Source organism: Serratia sp. 25CWL12, assembly GCF_055790885.1.
The window spans coordinates 2,375,333-2,391,595 of the sequence record NZ_CM147698.1 but is presented as its reverse complement, the minus strand read 5'-3'; the positions used below and the strand labels follow the sequence as shown (position 1 = coordinate 2,391,595).

The 16,263-nt window shown below is 48.2% G+C and carries 12 protein-coding genes, 1 tRNA gene and 1 CRISPR repeat array; of the genes, 11 read left to right on the top strand and 2 right to left on the bottom strand.

The window, feature by feature from the left end; genetic code table 11:
• The 7 genes from ACX9GV_RS10390 to cas6 are packed head-to-tail and all read left to right on the top strand — an operon-like array spanning window position 1 to window position 8,904.
• Window positions 1–1,704, top strand: coding sequence for a Cas10/Cmr2 second palm domain-containing protein (locus tag ACX9GV_RS10390; protein ID WP_473195459.1), 1,704 nt, complete (start codon window positions 1–3; stop codon window positions 1,702–1,704).
• A complete protein-coding gene (locus tag ACX9GV_RS10385) occupies window positions 1,691–2,299 on the top strand; it encodes an RAMP superfamily CRISPR-associated protein (RefSeq protein ID WP_473195458.1) in 609 nt (202 codons plus the stop codon). Before ACX9GV_RS10390 ends, ACX9GV_RS10385 begins: the two co-directional genes overlap by 14 nt.
• Window positions 2,300–2,311: 12 nt before the next feature.
• Window positions 2,312–3,883 carry a hypothetical protein gene (locus ACX9GV_RS10380; protein WP_473195457.1) on the top strand — a complete coding sequence of 524 codons (1,572 nt, stop codon included), beginning with the start codon at window positions 2,312–2,314 and terminating at the stop codon, window positions 3,881–3,883.
• On the top strand, window positions 3,880–5,313 hold the full coding sequence (locus tag ACX9GV_RS10375; RefSeq protein ID WP_473195456.1) for an RAMP superfamily CRISPR-associated protein: 1,434 nt from the start codon (window positions 3,880–3,882) through the stop codon (window positions 5,311–5,313). The genes ACX9GV_RS10380 and ACX9GV_RS10375 overlap by 4 nt, the downstream gene beginning before the upstream one ends.
• Window positions 5,310–5,804, top strand: a complete 495-nt coding sequence (locus ACX9GV_RS10370; RefSeq protein ID WP_473195455.1) for a hypothetical protein — start codon at window positions 5,310–5,312, stop codon at window positions 5,802–5,804. The genes ACX9GV_RS10375 and ACX9GV_RS10370 overlap by 4 nt, the downstream gene beginning before the upstream one ends.
• A complete protein-coding gene (locus tag ACX9GV_RS10365; protein WP_473195454.1) occupies window positions 5,801–8,035 on the top strand; it encodes a TIGR03986 family type III CRISPR-associated RAMP protein in 2,235 nt (744 codons plus the stop codon). Before ACX9GV_RS10370 ends, ACX9GV_RS10365 begins: the two co-directional genes overlap by 4 nt.
• On the top strand, window positions 8,035–8,904 hold the full coding sequence (gene cas6, locus ACX9GV_RS10360) for a CRISPR system precrRNA processing endoribonuclease RAMP protein Cas6 (RefSeq protein WP_473195453.1): 870 nt from the start codon (window positions 8,035–8,037) through the stop codon (window positions 8,902–8,904). Before ACX9GV_RS10365 ends, cas6 begins: the two co-directional genes overlap by 1 nt.
• A gap of 273 nt (window positions 8,905–9,177) precedes the next feature.
• Window positions 9,178–10,677: direct repeats of the CRISPR family, unit length 36 nt; unit sequence GTAATAACGGTTCCCTGATTTGAAAGGGATTAAGAC.
• Between the two features lie 438 nt (window positions 10,678–11,115).
• On the opposite strand, the gene ACX9GV_RS10355 is transcribed toward cas6, so the two are convergent.
• Window positions 11,116–11,191 (bottom strand) — tRNA-Asn (locus tag ACX9GV_RS10355).
• A gap of 155 nt (window positions 11,192–11,346) precedes the next feature.
• Window positions 11,347–12,042, bottom strand: a complete 696-nt coding sequence (gene dpiA / locus ACX9GV_RS10350; RefSeq protein ID WP_473195452.1) for a two-component response regulator DpiA — start codon at window positions 12,040–12,042, stop codon at window positions 11,347–11,349.
• 436 nt (window positions 12,043–12,478) lie between these two features.
• On the opposite strand from dpiA, the gene citC reads away from it, so the two are divergent.
• Genes citC through citF form a run of 4 tightly spaced genes read left to right on the top strand, consistent with a single transcriptional unit; the run spans window position 12,479 to window position 16,263 of the window.
• Complete coding sequence (gene citC, locus ACX9GV_RS10345; RefSeq protein WP_473195451.1) at window positions 12,479–13,537, top strand: [citrate (pro-3S)-lyase] ligase; 1,059 nt, start codon at window positions 12,479–12,481, stop codon at window positions 13,535–13,537.
• Window positions 13,538–13,548: 11 nt separating this feature from the next.
• A complete protein-coding gene (gene citD / locus ACX9GV_RS10340; RefSeq protein ID WP_023492527.1) occupies window positions 13,549–13,857 on the top strand; it encodes a citrate lyase acyl carrier protein in 309 nt (102 codons plus the stop codon).
• Window positions 13,841–14,761 (top strand): citrate (pro-3S)-lyase subunit beta, encoded by a 921-nt coding sequence (citE, locus tag ACX9GV_RS10335; RefSeq protein ID WP_023492526.1) that lies wholly within the window; start codon window positions 13,841–13,843, stop codon window positions 14,759–14,761. The genes citD and citE overlap by 17 nt, the downstream gene beginning before the upstream one ends.
• Complete coding sequence (gene citF, locus ACX9GV_RS10330) at window positions 14,758–16,263, top strand: citrate lyase subunit alpha (protein WP_473195450.1); 1,506 nt, start codon at window positions 14,758–14,760, stop codon at window positions 16,261–16,263. Before citE ends, citF begins: the two co-directional genes overlap by 4 nt.

Sequence of the window (16,263 nt, the reverse complement as noted above, 5' to 3'; positions counted from 1 at the left end):
GTGGTTTATGTTTATCTTTTTGAAGCCAAATCGATACAAACTTATTTGTTCCGCTCTGGTCGCTTGCGGGATGTGATAGCCGCCAGTGATTGCCTTGACCGATTGGTGGATGATAACCAAGAAAGTATTCTCTATGCGGTGTTAAAGGCGTCTGATCTCAGCTCAGACCTGGTCCTCAACCAAGGGCAAGGAAAGCCAACCATTCGTTTTATTCGCTGCAAAGGGGGCGCTTTTTACGCGTGGAGCGATGAGCGACAAGCGTTACTGGCACTGCGTTCATTGTGGACGCTCACCGTGACGCAACTACTGCCCTCGCTACATTTTGCAGATGCTTTGTCGCAGGGGCATTCTTTGCAAGAAGCTATGGCAACAGGGCGGGCATCCCTCGCAAATGACGCGCAAAATCACCTCATTACTTTCCCTATTAGTACCGCGATTTGTGGCCATTATCAGCGTAGCGGAGGGGCAGCGGTGCCAATAACGCCATTGGCCAAGCGCGCAACCATGAGGGAAGAAGAAACCCGCACTGCGCTGGATTTAGATACCGTTCGCCAACGCGAATGGTATCAGGACAAGGGGTTGCGTACACAACTATTGGGTAAATTTATCCCTGAACCTGAAGAGTTAAAGCAACAAGTCGGCTATCCCATTAATCTTGCTGACTTCCCGTTCGTAGAGGATGACAGCAGAATAGATACTGCAGTGAAAGATCTGGCGTTGATCCATATTGATGGCAATGGCCTTGGTAATCTTTTGAAAAAATTAGGGATGTTGTTAACAAAGAAAACAGATGAGCAGTATGCCAATGCGATGCGGGCATTCTCAAATGTAGTGGCAGAGGCCACTAAAATGGCGTCACAGAAAGCCACTACAGAGTTATGTCGTCACTTAAACTCTGAAGATCTTTTGCCAATGCGACCGCTGGTACTGGGTGGCGATGATATTACCGTGCTTTGTCGGGCCGACTTGGCGTTAGGGTTTAGCCAGAGTTTTTGCCAGGAGTTCGAAAAGCAATCGGCAACACGGTTAGGCAAATTTTATCAGCAAAATGAATTGATGGGCAAAGGTTTACCCGCCTCGCTCACAGCCAGTGGCGGTATTCTCTACCATAAAGCGGGCCACCCTTTTACCTATAGCCACCATTTGGTTGAAGGCTTATGCCGTGAAGCAAAAACCATGACCAAACAACAGGGTTCGCAGCGTGCGGCACTGGCTTTTTACCGTTTATCACGGGCGGTGGCGGATGACGTGACCGTATTGAGAGAAAACACCCAGCATGTGTTATTGAACGACCAGCGAACAATCAGGTTGGCACAACAGGCCTATTTTATAGGGGATGAGACGCCTCAACCTAACCTGAATAAATTAATCAAACTCGCCAGGATGTTAAGCGAACCTGGGCATCCTCTTGGTATCAATAAATGGCGGCAGATGTCTACCTGTCTCGCGCTTGGGGATAAGGCAGAAGCGGATAATATTTACCAGCGTGCGGTGCAACGACTTTCTCCTGAGCAGAAAAAAAACTGGGAAACAGCATTGACTGACTGTCATCGCCATAGTTCGACATGGTACTGGCAAGAAGAAGAGCAAAGGTACTGTTTGATTGAGGACCTGTTAGTGGTTGCGCGTTTCCAACCTAAAGAAGACGGGTTCTCTTGTAATACCCCAGCCCCCACCAGGAGGGTAGATAATGTTGTCTTTTAATCTGAAATTCCAGCTATTGAGTGAATGGCATATTGGAAGTGGCCGTGAACAGGGGAGCTATGCCGATAGCACTGCCCTTAAAAATAGTGACGGCTTGCCCTTTATCCCAGGTAAAAGCATCAAAGGGCTGTTGCGTAATGCATTTGAGGAGGCGTTAAAGAACTGCTGGTTGCCTGGTGCAACAGATGCCGATATCCAACGTCTGTTCGGCTGTGAAGGCACCCAAGGTATGGACACTGCTGGGATCATTCAGCTTTCGAGTGCGGAGCTGATAGACGGCGAGCAGAAATTTTTGATCGAGCATTGCGCCAAGAGGTTGCTTTACCGTACCCGCAGCAATACAGCGATTGATCAGTCAACGGGGGTGGCGAAAACCATGAGTTTACGTGTGGTTGAAACCGTTGTCCCCATGGAGCTACAAGCGCGTTTGGTATTGAACACGGCTCATCGCCAGTGGCAAGCTGATTATGCTGAACAATTTGCCTGTTGGTTGCAGCAGGCAGTTATGTTGATCACCGAGCTGGGGGCTAAACGTAACCGTGGGTTAGGGGCGGTACAAATCACCGTATCACCACTGACTACAACGACGGAATAGGGGACTTGGACGATGAGAATTTATTATACGCTGACCACCAAAACCCCGGTGATCCTCAGCCAGAGTCACGCGACCACCAATAACCATGAATGTCTGGATTACATACCTGGTAGCACCATTCTTGGCGCTCTGGCAGCACAACATTATGGTGACCTCTCTAGTGCAGAAAGTTGGCAACTGTTTCATTCAGGCCATTGCCGTTTCAGCCCCTGTTATCCATTCTGCCACGGTGAAATTGCCCTACCTTTACCGTTGAGTTGGCATATTGAAAAAGGTAAACCATGGTTTGAACAGCACGAACACTTGCGGTGTAATTTGCCAGATATCTACAACCATGCGGCAGGGGATTTTCAGCAGAGCCCAGGTAATCAAAGGCAGCAGTTGCGTTCAGGTTATATTACCACTCAGGGGAAAGTCGCCTCGGTGAAAAGAGGGGTGACCACCCGCACCGCGCTTAATGCACAGCGGCGTGCCAAAGAGGGCGCATTATTCTCTTATGCTTATATCGAGCCTGGCCAGACTTTTGTCGGCTGGATTGACGCAGAAGATAGGCAGTTACTAAACCGCTTGATGGGATCGCTTCAACAGGAATTACGCATTGGGCGCTCACGTAATAGCGAGTTTGGTCAAGTGCAATTACAGACTGTGGATACGCCTGAATTGCCGAGGGTGGAAAATCGGCAGCAAGAGTTGGTGGTCTGGTGTTTGAGTGACAGTGAGTTTATCAATAGTCTCGGTATGCCAACGTTGAGCCCCTCTGCAGCCGACATCCATCCATCACTGTGTGGCCACTTGGATAGGAAGCGCAGTTTTATCCGCACGCAACGCCTTCGTCGTTTTAACCAGCAACGGCAGGGGCTCGATAGCGAACAGTGGCTAATCAGCAAGGGCAGCGTGCTGACCTATACCTTGGAGCAACCGATTTCAGATGAAGTATTGCAAGAGATAACCCAGAAGGGCACCGGGCTTAATCGTCAGCAAGGGCTTGGTTGGGTTGCACTCAACCCCAGTTGGTCGCGCCAGAGTGCATTACCCAAGGATGAACTGTTTCATTCTTGGGCTATTCGATTGCCGGACATCAAAACGCCACAAACAGAGGTAGGTGAGATCGCTCATTCCCCGCTAATCCAATGGGTAGCGGCGCAACAACAAAGACAACAACTGCAGCAGCAAGATCAGCAAAATGTGGCGTGTTTGCTGCAAGAGATTGTTAGCAGTTACAAGCAGGTTCGTAGTTATAACAAGATCTCCCCTCGGCATCAGGCTGGCCCCTCAATGACTCAATGGCGCCGTATTGAAGCGGTTGTCAAATACAGTACGGATGATCAGTCATGGCAACAGAGTCTGTTTGACGGGGAGAGTGCGATCTGCAAAAGCAGCAATGACCCGTTGGGTTGGGGGCTTTCCTGGTTAGATGAGCATAACAGCGTAAAAAGCTTCGCCACTCATCTTCAGCAATTGGTTGCGGAGCAACCACGCTCGGTGATGCTGCTTTTATTGGAAAAGGTCACTAAACAAGACCTTTCCACCGCCGAGGGCTTGCAACTGGTGAAGAAAATATCGCGAGAGGAGATAGCATCATGACAGTGATCTACACCTGCTGTTTATTGCTGGAAGCACAATCCCCCATGGCTATCAATAGTGGTGGGCGGGAAATCGGTTTTGATACTCAATTGGCGCGGGATGCAAACGGCTTACCCTATTTGCCTGCGACGGCATTAGCAGGGGTTTGGCGACATTTGGCTAACCAGGAACTGCAACAGCGTTGGTTTGGCTCCTTGGATGAACACAGTGATGCTTCGCGCCTAATCATCAGTGATGGAGTGATCCATGATAGTCATAACTGCCCGGTGATAGGGTTACGCGCACCTGACGAGTTGGCACAGGATCCACTGTTATCGTTATTGCTGCAAGAACGGCCACACCATCGTGAACGAGTGCGGATTAATGATCGTGGTGTGGCGAGCCATGAAGGTAAGTTTGACCAGATTCTGCTGCCAGCTGGTGTACGTTTCAGTGTCAATATTCACTGGCGAGCTGAGCAACATCAACCAGAACTGGAGGCAGAATGGCAACAGTTACTGGCCTGCTGGCAGGTGCGTCGTTTTGCCTTGGGCGGGAGTACCCGCAATGGTTTGGGACAGATCAAAGTGATCGCCCATCATAGCCAATGCCTGGATCTGGCTGGAAATCCAGCTATGGGGCAGCGTTTGGCCGATTTTATTCAGCGTAAGCTGAGCCCGTCGCAACCGCCAGCCATGGAATGTGCAGAGTCGCCATTCGCTACCTTGCCGCTAAAAGCATTGGGTGCCTGGCGTTGTGGTCGTGGTGAAACACGCTTGGGGCCTGAAGTTAAGCGCTCTTCCGCTAAAGAGAATGGTGGGCAAGCAGAGCAAAACGATCATGTTGGCAGCTTTACCTACAGTGAGCGACGTATTGACTGGGACGGCGATCATGGCACGGTTTCAGCGCCGCAACCCGTGCTATGTGGCAGTTCGATTAAAGGTATTCTTGGCCATCGTCTGGCCTATCACTACCGGCGCTTAACCCAGAACTGGGCTGAAGAGTATGAGGATATCGCTGATAACACACAGTGGGAAAAACGGCCTGAAGAGCTATGGAAACTGCTCGGTAATGTTGAACCGAATAGTGATAGTGCCGTGGCAGGCAGACTGTTTGTAGATGATGTTCCTATCGCCATTAAACCGGAACACACTTATATCCGCCGTTATAACAGCATCGACCGTTTTACCGGTGGTGTACGGCAAGGGAAGCTCTATAGCGAAGAGTTACTCTATCAACCAAGTTTTGAGTTGCGTTTGTGGTTGGCCCCCGATACTCATTTATCGCAAGAACTGCAACAGGCGCTGGAATATACCCTGGATGATCTGCGTGAGGGTCGTCTACCGTTGGGTGCTGGTAGTGGAAGAGGTGCCAGCCTGGTGCAACAGGATAGGCAGAGGGAGTGTCTGGTGAACATGCCCCAGCTTTGTCAGGAGAAGGAAACAGTATGAGTATTCAGGAATATCAACGACTGTATCAGGGCAGCAAAGAGTCAGATGTTGTATCCCAATTGACGTCTGCGGCTATCAGCATTACAGGCACTACTGCAACTCTTGAACAGGTGGTTCAGCGTATTGGTGAATTTCAGGCGTATGAGGGTTGGTACAGTAGCCGCGATCAGATAGTAATCAATGCCGGCCTTGTTAATCCCGTATCCTTGCTAGAAGGTGAGTGGTATCGCGACGGGCAGTCGTTACAGGTGAAGTTGATCGCCGATGATTGCTACCGCGTGATACAACTCTGCCCTATAGCGGTGGGTGAGACTCTGCAAGTCTATAGTGCACAGAAAATTTATCTACGTGACACGTTAAAGCAGGAAGGGGTTAATCAGGCATGCTATCGCCTCTGGTGGCAGCGGGAACAGCAAGGAGTGCAGGAAGGGCGTTGGTTACCGCTGGTACAGCAGTTTGTCGGTTTTTGCTTTGAGGGGAGTGCAACATGAGCAAGCAGAACGAAACCCACGGCCCTTATCATTTTGTGCCATTATCGCGCTGGATTTATATGCCTGCATGGGCACATCAAGTTAGCCATGACGTGCCATTTCGCCAAGGTTACAGCGGCAAAATTGTGTATCGGCTGCATAACAAGACGCCACTGTTGGTTGGCGCAGAGCAATACCAACCTGCAACCGATCAGCCAACCGTAGTGAAGTGGGCGCGGGACCCGGCAGGCAGGCTGATTATCCCCGGTTCCAGTCTGAAAGGGATGTTGCGCACTGTGCTTGAAATCGCCAGTTTTGGCAAGTTTGCAGCCATTGACGATCAGCGCTTCTCATATCGGGATCTTTCTTATGCGAATAACAGTTATTTATCAGAATATAATAAACATATAGTTCGAGCGGGTTGGTTAAAATACCATGCGGAAAGCCAACAGTGGAAAATAAGATATTGCAAGTTTGTGAAAATCAAACATGCTGATTTGAATGAGTTCTTAGGCAAAGACGCGGGGGGACTGAAAAATAGCTTGTCAGCCCTCAAGAAATATCAATTATTCCCACTTAAAAGAGATCTTTTAATCAATATAAAGAGTGAGGTGAAAGAAAAAGGGAGCAATAAAGAGGAGAAGGTGGCTTATGCTTGTGATATTGGCTTTGGTATAATTCAATCCCAGGTGGTTTTTCTTAATGAAAGAATAAAAGGTAAAGGGAAGGAAGAAGACTACAATTTCAGTTATTGCTTTTACGATGTGGAACAACAAACGTTAGATGTTAATAGCGAAGTTAATAAAAATTTTACATTCAGCCATCAAAATGAACACCTCCGTTATTTGGAACAAAATCCGCAGCCACAATTGGGGATCCCGGTTTTTGCCTTAACAGAGGGAAATAAAAGAACACCACATTATTTAGGTTTGGCGAAAATGCCACGTATTGCTTATCATCAATCCACCTTGAATTTGGTCGAAGCGCAGCATCGGGGGCATAATAGCCCACACTATTTTGATATGGCTGAGTTGATGTTTGGCACCTTACGTGAGCAAGGGTTAAGCTTGAAGAGCCGAGTTTGGTTTGGTGATGCGCAATTGAATGGGAAAGAGGCGGTTTTTGAGAGTGGCCCGGTAATATTGAATAATCCCAAACCAACCTTTGCAGCTGCCTATCTGGAACAAGATGAAAAACAGGAACAGGATTATAATAATAAAAATTCTCGCTTGTCAGGGTGGAAACGTTATATTGCTACTAAAAAAATTAGTCAAAATACCGATACCGAAACGAGTGAAAATAACAATGTCACATCCAAGTTGGAGTTATTAAAAGCAGGGAGTGAATTTACTGGTGAGCTGGTATTTCATAACCTTAAAAAAGAAGAATTAGGGGCCCTGTTATGGGTGCTGCAACTGGGTAGAACGGCAGAAAACAGTGAGCGTGTGCATGGGCTAGGGCACGGCAAACCTTTGGGCTATGGAGCTGTTCAGTTGGCGGTTAAAACCCTCAAGGTTATTCCGAACGACCGTGAAAACAATGCAGAACTCGGCTGTGAAGAACTGATAAACGCATTTATTGCCCATATGGATCAGCAACACCCGGGGGCAGATAACCAAAGCTGGCAAAATAGTAGCCAATTACAGCACTTGTTGTGTATGGCCTCACTTTCAGCCAATACCGAGCGTGATTTAAGCTATATGCAATTGGGTGAATATAAAGGAAGAAACGCCCCGTTACCCCCTTTACAATGGCAGGGTGATATTTTGTCGCGCAGCGAGGAGATAACTGCATCGCCGCCAGTACCAACCAGCTTTACTCGGGGGCGCTTAGCCAATTTGATTACCAGTAAAGATAAGGACGATAGCTGGTTTACAGGGATGCAAAAGGAAAAAATAGAACGTGAGCAACAAGAGCAACAGCAAAAAATAGAGCGTGAACAGCAAGAGCGACAGCAGATAAGGAAGGACGAGTTGGCAGCGTTGCCCGAAGATGAAAGGAAAATAGAACAGTTACGGGATACATTAGAGAAAGCTGCCACTGATCAGCAACAACATGATGAGTCGATTAAACGTATCGATGATTTGGTTAAGCAATTTTTGCAACAACAGTCTGATAAGGTGCTGGTGACACGCTTTTTACAATTGGAAGAGAGTAGCCGATACCGCAAAATCACTAATAAGAAAGTGAAAGAGCGTAGACATAACATCACTATGTTAAAACAAAAATACGGTATTGAGGAAAGCTGCTGATGTCAGTTGCATTGCTTGAAGTAGCGCGCCATTTCCAATTATTGCGGTTGCACATTACCTTGCAACTCACTGAAGATACGCAACTACCTGCTTTTAAAGGGTCAATGTGGCATGGTTGGTTGGGTCAGGCGCTGAAAGCAGTGGATGAGCGAGTTTACGCCACGCTCTATGGTCAACATGCGGTGCAACAACCGAAGCCTTATGTAATTTGCCCGAATGAAGATTTAAAAAAGCAGTGGTGTAAACATGAAATTTTATCGTTTGAACTGTTGCTGATCGGCGAAGCGACCAGCCTAGCACCTAGGGTGCTGGAAGCGCTTGAATATGGGCAAAAACTCGGTTTAGGTGAGCAACGCACGCCCGTAGTATTAATCTCTGTCTGTTCGCAGTTGCCGGGGCGTTATCGGCCAGGCTTGCATCCTACCCTGCTGGCGGAGTGGCTCTATCCTCAACCCGCCCTAGGGGCAATAGAAGTCGCCTTACAGTTGCAAACACCGATGCGCTGGAAATTCAACGGACAGATCCAGCCGCCGCAGGCATTTCCTTTAGATGTTTGGATCCGCCATATTCAACGGCGTATCAAGTTATTGGGTACATTTTGGGTCGCGGATCAGCCCGAATGGTACAACAGGTTATACCACGATCTGCCAAAAATGAGTGACTACGCGGTGCAGCACTATCTCTATTTTGAGGATTGGCAACGTTACTCAGCGGTTGCTGATGGCATGTTACCGTTTGGCGGCGTTAAGGGCCAGATCAGCTATCAAGGCGAAATTAGTGAAGCACTACCCTGGTTACAGGCTGGTGAGGTCTTACAGCTTGGTGGTAAAACAACCTTTGGGCTAGGCAAATATCGGTTGTTAGCATAACCAGGTGTAAAAATTACATTTTTTCTGGATTACTGCCTTGATTTTTCAGCTCTTTAACAATATAGTTTGCCGGATATTGAATAAAGGTGGCATAGTTTATCTCTTTGATCTTTTTGCGCCATTCGGCGTTAATGGTAAAAAGTCTGTTTGGGGTGAATATAATGGTTTTATATTCTTTGAATGGCTGTTTTTAGTGGCTATTTGGTGTGATGTGCTGGGTGAAATAAGGGCCCCTCAGAGTCCTTGCGCTACAAGGGCTGCAGTGTTAAGTCGGTAATAACGGTTCCCTGATTTGAAAGGGATTAAGACTCAATCTTTCAATGTCCACTTCTCGCGTCTCCTGTAATAACGGTTCCCTGATTTGAAAGGGATTAAGACATCAACGGTCACGCTGTTATCGATGGCCTGAATCGTAATAACGGTTCCCTGATTTGAAAGGGATTAAGACATAAAGCTGATAAATATAAAAAACTATGATTTGTGTAATAACGGTTCCCTGATTTGAAAGGATTAAGACCAAATCGGCCTTTAGGTGAACAAGCTAGAATATGTAATAATGGTTCCCTGATTTGAAAGGGATTAAGACAAACCCAGGCCATTCTGTCATGTCTTTCACTTGCGTAATAACGGTTCCCTGATTTGAAAGGGATTAAGACTATGGGCTGTAAGAGGTGAGGTAGGTGATGTATAGTAATAACGGTTCCCTGATTTGAAAGGGATTAAGACTTCACTTGTACAACTCGCCAGTCCAATATTTTGTCGTAATAACGGTTCCCTGATTTGAAAGGGATTAAGACTCTTCTGCAGCTACTTCCTGCCAAGCCAACTTACCGTAATAACGGTTCCCTGATTTGAAAGGGATTAAGACTTATTTTTCATGGCTAATGCTTCCTCGTATTGTTGTAATAACGGTTCCCTGATTTAAAAGGGATTAAGACTCGATTTCAGTGTTAGTGATTTCAGGCAGGAAGTGTAATAACGGTTCCCTGATTTGAAAGGGATTAAGACACTGTGTCGATGTTTGAGATGAATTCTTGTTCTGGTAATAACGGTTCCCTGATTTGAAAGGGATTAAGACTGTACTTAATCGCGCTGAATGTTTCATTCCTTAGGTAATAACGGTTCCCTGATTTAAAAGGGATTAAGACAAGTCAGAAACAACAACATACATATCGCCAATAAGTAATAACGGTTCCCTGATTTAAAAGGGATTAAGACCGTCCCATGCTGCGTCCTGTGCTGCGTCCCGTGTAATAACGGTTCCCTGATTTGAAAGGGATTAAGACACGATTTCGTCGTTATAAACATGCATGTTAGATAGGTAATAACGGTTCCCTGATTTGAAAGGGATTAAGACGTCTTTAGGCTCCGGCCATGACCGCGCTTTATTGTAATAACGGTTCCCTGATTTGAAAGGGATTAAGACTGAAGTGTGAAGTTAGCCAGATTCTTGAACTGGGTAATAACGGTTCCCTGATTTCAAAGGGATTAAGACACGCTAACCGCCTCATCTTTTGCGCTGTACAACTGTAATAACGGTTCCCTGATTTAAAAGGGATTAAGACCTTCCATTTGTGCGTATATTGCATCTGCTTGCGTAATAACGGTTCCCTGATTTAAAAGGGATTAAGACTGCATTTTATTGTCAAACTGAATGCTGAACGTATGTAATAACGGTTCCCTGATTTGAAAGGGATTAAGACGAAGCGGCAATGGCGGCGATACGGGCAAGGATTGGTAATAACGGTTCCCTGCTTTTAAAGGGATTAAGACGGTGTACTTACAGTAATTGAATCAATAGACATTCGTAATAACGGTTCCTTGATTTAAACGGTAACAGAACGGTGAACTCGCGTTGCGTCACCCATTCCTATTCGAGTCAGCTGCATGGGCCGATCAGTGCAGGCTACCAGAGAACGAAGAATGGAAAAGTTGATCGGGTGCTTGGTACAGTCACGGTGCCATTAACCGGATGGGGGATTGTGCTACACCCAGATGATATGAATGAAGCATCTTCCAGAGATGAGTTTAATAGATGGGTTGCAGCAAGTATCGCTTAACACACTAAGGATGGCTTTGGTTCAACTTGGGCAATGGTTCAAGATTGTACGCCATCCAGAACCGCCATAGCCTCACTTAAAATATCGATATTCTTCACCAAACCTAAATGCAAAAACCCCACTTAGTTACCTAAGCGGGGTTTTCTAAATTTGGCTCCTCTGACTGGACTCGAACCAGTGACATACGGATTAACAGTCCGCCGTTCTACCGACTGAACTACAGAGGAATCGTGTGAACGGCAAGAATCATAACGGGGTGCCGCAAGGAAGTCAAAGGAGGATTATGCATTCTGTGATTGTTTGCTTAAAGAATGCGCAACCCATTGAAGTTTTAACAGATTTAGCCTGTTAAATCCCACTTTGAAATCCATTGATAACCGGATCAGAGTGGCTCGCTGCTGTCCGCAGAGCGATAAATACGCTGTGGTCTGCCCACCTTGCCGTAAATAATTTCTGCGACCAATTGATGACTGGCGGTGAAAAATTCCAGGTAACGACGGGCAGTGGTGCGGCTCAGGCCGATTTGCTGCGCGACGCTCTCTGCGGTATGGCGCGCTTGTGGATCGTCAAATAAGGTGCGTATTTTCATCAAGGTCAGTCTATCAATACCGGTGGGTAAGGAGATTTGTTCACCACCGCGTGCATAGGTATTAAACATCTCGTCAATGCGGCGTTGGTTGAGCCGTGCTTTGTCTTTTAGCGCCTCGCGCAGTTGGCTAAAGCGCTGTAGGGTTTGGGCTAACCGATCATAGGCCAGTGGTTTGATCAGATAGTCAAAAACGCCATGGCGCAGTGCTTCTGCCACGGTATCCATATCACTGGCGGCAGTAATAAACACAATCCCCCCCTCGAAGCCCTGTAGCGTTAATTCACGCAGCAATTCAATCCCTTGACCATCAGGCAAAAAGTTATCCAGCAGGATCATGTCAGGTTTGAAACGTTCGGTCATCATGCGTGCTTGCGCCAGTGTGCCCGCCAGCCAGATCTGCCGGCAGCCCCCATGTTGCTTGATAAACTCCGCATGCATTTCTGCCAGTGGGGTTTCATCTTCTACGATCAGAATGTTAAGCCATTCCATTTTCACTTCCTACAGCTTGAATTATTTAACGGATACTGATTAAACGCGATTTAATTAAACACTACCGGCTCAGTAAAAACAATAAAAATAATTAAGAAAATAAAAACCATTAAACAATTTATATACACTGGAGGGTTTGTGAAATAGGTCAATAATTAAGGCCATTTTTATGTTTAACATAGCACCATTAGCTCTTTTTCTAATTATTACCATTCTGCTTGCACTCTATATCAGCAGCGGGGGTTTATCTCGCGACAGGGCAGGATAGGGCAGATGGGACTTGTTAGCTTGCTACCTAATGCGGTTTGATTTTTAAAGTAACAACACTTTGTAAATCAATGCCTTGTTTTAAATTGGTTATTTAATTTGTTTGCTATTGGTTAACATTCTTATTGTATTTTAATTGTTATTTTCAGGTTATTTTAGAGAGACCAGTATGTTAGGTGATACCCTATTTAATCGAGTGAAAAGATCAGATCACAAAAATATAACGGCAATTAATGCTTTCTTACGCAGTAACGATCTGAATATTGACACCACGGTGGAGGTTTTTATTACCGTGACACAAGGCGAACAATTAGTTGCCTGCGGGGGTATTGCCGAAAATATTATCAAATGTGTTGCCATCAGCCCGCAGATGCGGGGTGAAGGGTTGGCACTGTCACTGGCAACCGAGTTGGTTAATCTGGCCTATGAGCGCCATCACACCCAGTTGTTTATCTATACCAAAGTGCAAAATGAGGCGTTATTTCGCCAATGCGGCTTTTACCCAATAGCCAATGTGCAAGGCATTGTGGTGTTGATGGAAAATAGTCCGTGCCGCCTGAAACGTTATGCCACGCAACTGGCCAAGTTGCGCCAGCCGGGGGATACCATCGGCAGTATTGTGATGAATGCCAATCCTTTTACCCGTGGTCACCAATATTTGATAAGGGAAGCCGCAGCCCGTTGTGACTGGCTCCACCTGTTTCTGGTAAAGGAGAATACCTCTCGCTTCCCCTATGAAGATCGCCGAGACCTGGTATTGAAAGGCACCGAGGGGATTGAAAACCTGACGGTGCATGAAGGCTCACAGTACGTTATCTCTCGGGCCACCTTTCCTTGTTATTTCATCAAAGAACAAGGGGTTGCCGATGATTGTTACACCGAAATCGATCTAAAAATATTCCGCCAGTATCTGGCCCCAGCATTAGGGATTACCCACCGCTTTGTTGGCAATGAGCCATTTTGTGCCGTGACGGCGAAATACAACCGCGATATGCGCTACTGGTTAGAAACCCCCACCTTGCCGAGTCCAGCTATCGAGCTGCTAGAGATCGAACGCCTGCAATATCAAGGTACCGCGATCTCCGCTTCCTGGGTGCGCAAGCTACTGGCAGCGGGTGACTTTCACGCCGCTGCGCCATTGGTGCCAAAAGATACCTTGTACTACTTGCAGGATCTGCAGACACAGCGGCGCTCAACGGTAACAGAACAAAAAATTGAATCTGCTTAATCAGGTGAAGAATGAAAATAATCCGAGAGGCCATGGCCGGTACGTTGGAATCCAGTGATGTGATGGTTCGCATCGCGCCAGCAGAAGGCCCCGCACATGACTTGCTGATTGCCAGCAGTGTGGAGAAACAGTTTGGTGACGCCATCCGCCGCACCTTGTTGCAAGTGTTGCAGCAATACAACGTGCCGCCAGTCCAGGTCATGGTTGATGACAAAGGTGCACTGGATTGTGTGCTGCGTGCGCGGTTGGAAACGGCATTAATGCGCGCCAGTGACACCGCCAGCCTGCCATGGGGGGATCGCCATGAAAACGCTGAATAAACACCGTATGCGCCGTAGCATGTTGTTTGTACCGGGTGCCAATGCGGCGATGGTCAGTAACGCATTTATCTATCAGGCAGATGCCCTGATGTTCGACCTTGAGGACTCAGTGATCCTGCGTGAGAAAGATGCCGCTCGTCGCCTGGTCTATCACGCACTGCAACACCCGCTGTATCAGGAAGTGGAAACCATTGTGCGGGTTAACGCGCTGGATTCTGCCTATGGTGTGGCTGATTTACAGGCGGTGGTGCGTGCTGGGGTGGATATCGTCCGTTTACCCAAAACCGACACGGCACAAGACGTTGTGGATATGGAGCATGAAATTGCTGCCATTGAACGCGCCTGCGGCCGCCCGGTGGGCAGTACCGGTTTGCTGGCGGCAGTAGAGTCAGCCCAAGGTATCACCAATGCGGTGGCTATTGCTCATGCATCCCCACGGCTGGTGGGCATGGCTCTGGGAGCAGAAGATTATGTGCGCAATTTGCGGACCGAACGCTCGCCGGAAGGGGTAGAACTGCTATTTGCCCGTTGTTCCTTGCTACAAGCTGCCCGTGCTGCAGGTATTCAAGCCTTTGATACCGTCTATTCCGATGCCAATAACGAAGCGGGCTTCCTGCAAGAAGCAGCGTTGATCAAACAGTTGGGTTTTGACGGCAAATCGCTAATTAACCCACGCCAAATTGAATTGCTGCACAACCTGTATGCCCCCACCGCTAAGGAAGTCGACCATGCCCAACGGGTGGTGGATGCGGCCGAAGCGGCAGAAAAAGAGGGGCGTGGGGTGGTTTCGCTCAATGGCAAGATGGTGGACAGCCCAGTCATCGAACGAGCCCGTCTGGTATTGCAACGTGCGGCACTTTCCGGTGTGCGCGAAGAAGTGAACCGCAGCGAGGAAGCATCATGAAACGCCAACAACGCCTATCAACACTGGATAATCTCGCGGGCATGAAGCTTTATCAGGACGTCTCCAAGGCCAACCAACAGGCGCGGAAACCACGGGGTATCAAACGTTGCGACTCGCTGGAAGAGGCTATTCGCCGCAGCGGTTTGCAAGATGGTATGACCATCTCGTTCCACCATGCATTCCGTGGTGGTGATTTAACACTCAATCAAGTGATGGAAGTGATAGCCGCCATGGGCTTTCGCAATCTGACACTGGCACCCAGCTCGTTAACCGATCGCCATGCTCCCTTGGTTGAACATATCCGCAATGGAGTGGTGAGCCGTATTTACACCTCTGGCCTGCGTGGGCCGCTGGCTGATGCTATTTCACGTGGTTTATTGCAACAGCCGGTACAGATCCATTCCCACGGTGGCCGTGTTGATCTGATTGAGTCTGGCGAATTACAGATTGATGTTGCCTTCCTGGGTGTACCTAGCTGCGATGAGTTCGGCAATGCCAACGGCTATACCGGTGAGGCCTGCTGTGGCTCGTTGGGTTATGCCAAGGTGGATGCCGCTGTGGCACGTAATGTGGTGCTGTTGACTGAGGCTATCGTGCCTTATCCACATCATCCTGCCAGCTTGGCGCAAGATCAGGTGGACTTGATCGTTCAAGTGGCCCAAGTGGGGGATGCCGACAAAATCGGTGCCGATGCCACACGCATGACCTCTAACCCGCGTGAATTACTGATTGCGCGCCGGGCGGCGGAGGTGATTGTCGGCTCAGGTTACTTCACGGATGGTTTCTCTTTGCAGACCGGAACTGGCGGCGCTTCTCTGGCGGTAACCCGATTCCTGGAAGATAAGATGCGCCTGCGCGGGGTGCGTGCTGGTTTTGCTTTGGGGGGCATCACCTCCACCATGGTCGAGCTGCATGAGAAAGGGCTGATCCATAAATTACTCGATGTGCAAAGTTTTGATCGTGCAGCAGCAACCTCATTGGCGCGTAACCCTAATCATATCGAGATCAGCGCCAACCAATATGCCAACTTCAGCTCTAAAGGGGCCTCGGTTGATCGCCTGGATGTGGTGGTGCTGAGCGCACTGGAAATTGACACCAGTTTCAACGTCAACGTCTTGACCGGTTCAGATGGCATGATCCGTGGCGCTTCGGGTGGTCACTGCGACACCGCAGCCGCGGCACGTTTGGCGATTATTGTCGCCCCGTTGGTGCGCGGGCGTATTCCAACCTTGGTGGAGCAAGTCACTACCTGTGTAACACCGGGCTCCAGCATTGACATTTTGGTTACCGATCATGGTATTGCGGTTAACCCGGCACGCCCTGAGTTGGCGCAACGTCTACGTGAGGCGGGGTTGGAGGTGGTCACCATTCAATGGTTGCGGGAACGCGCCCTGATATTGACCGGTGAACCTCAGCCAATTGCCTTTACCGATAAGGTGGTGGCGGTGGTGCGTTATCGTGACGGGTCGGTCATCGATGTTGTGCATCAGGTCGCAGAGTAA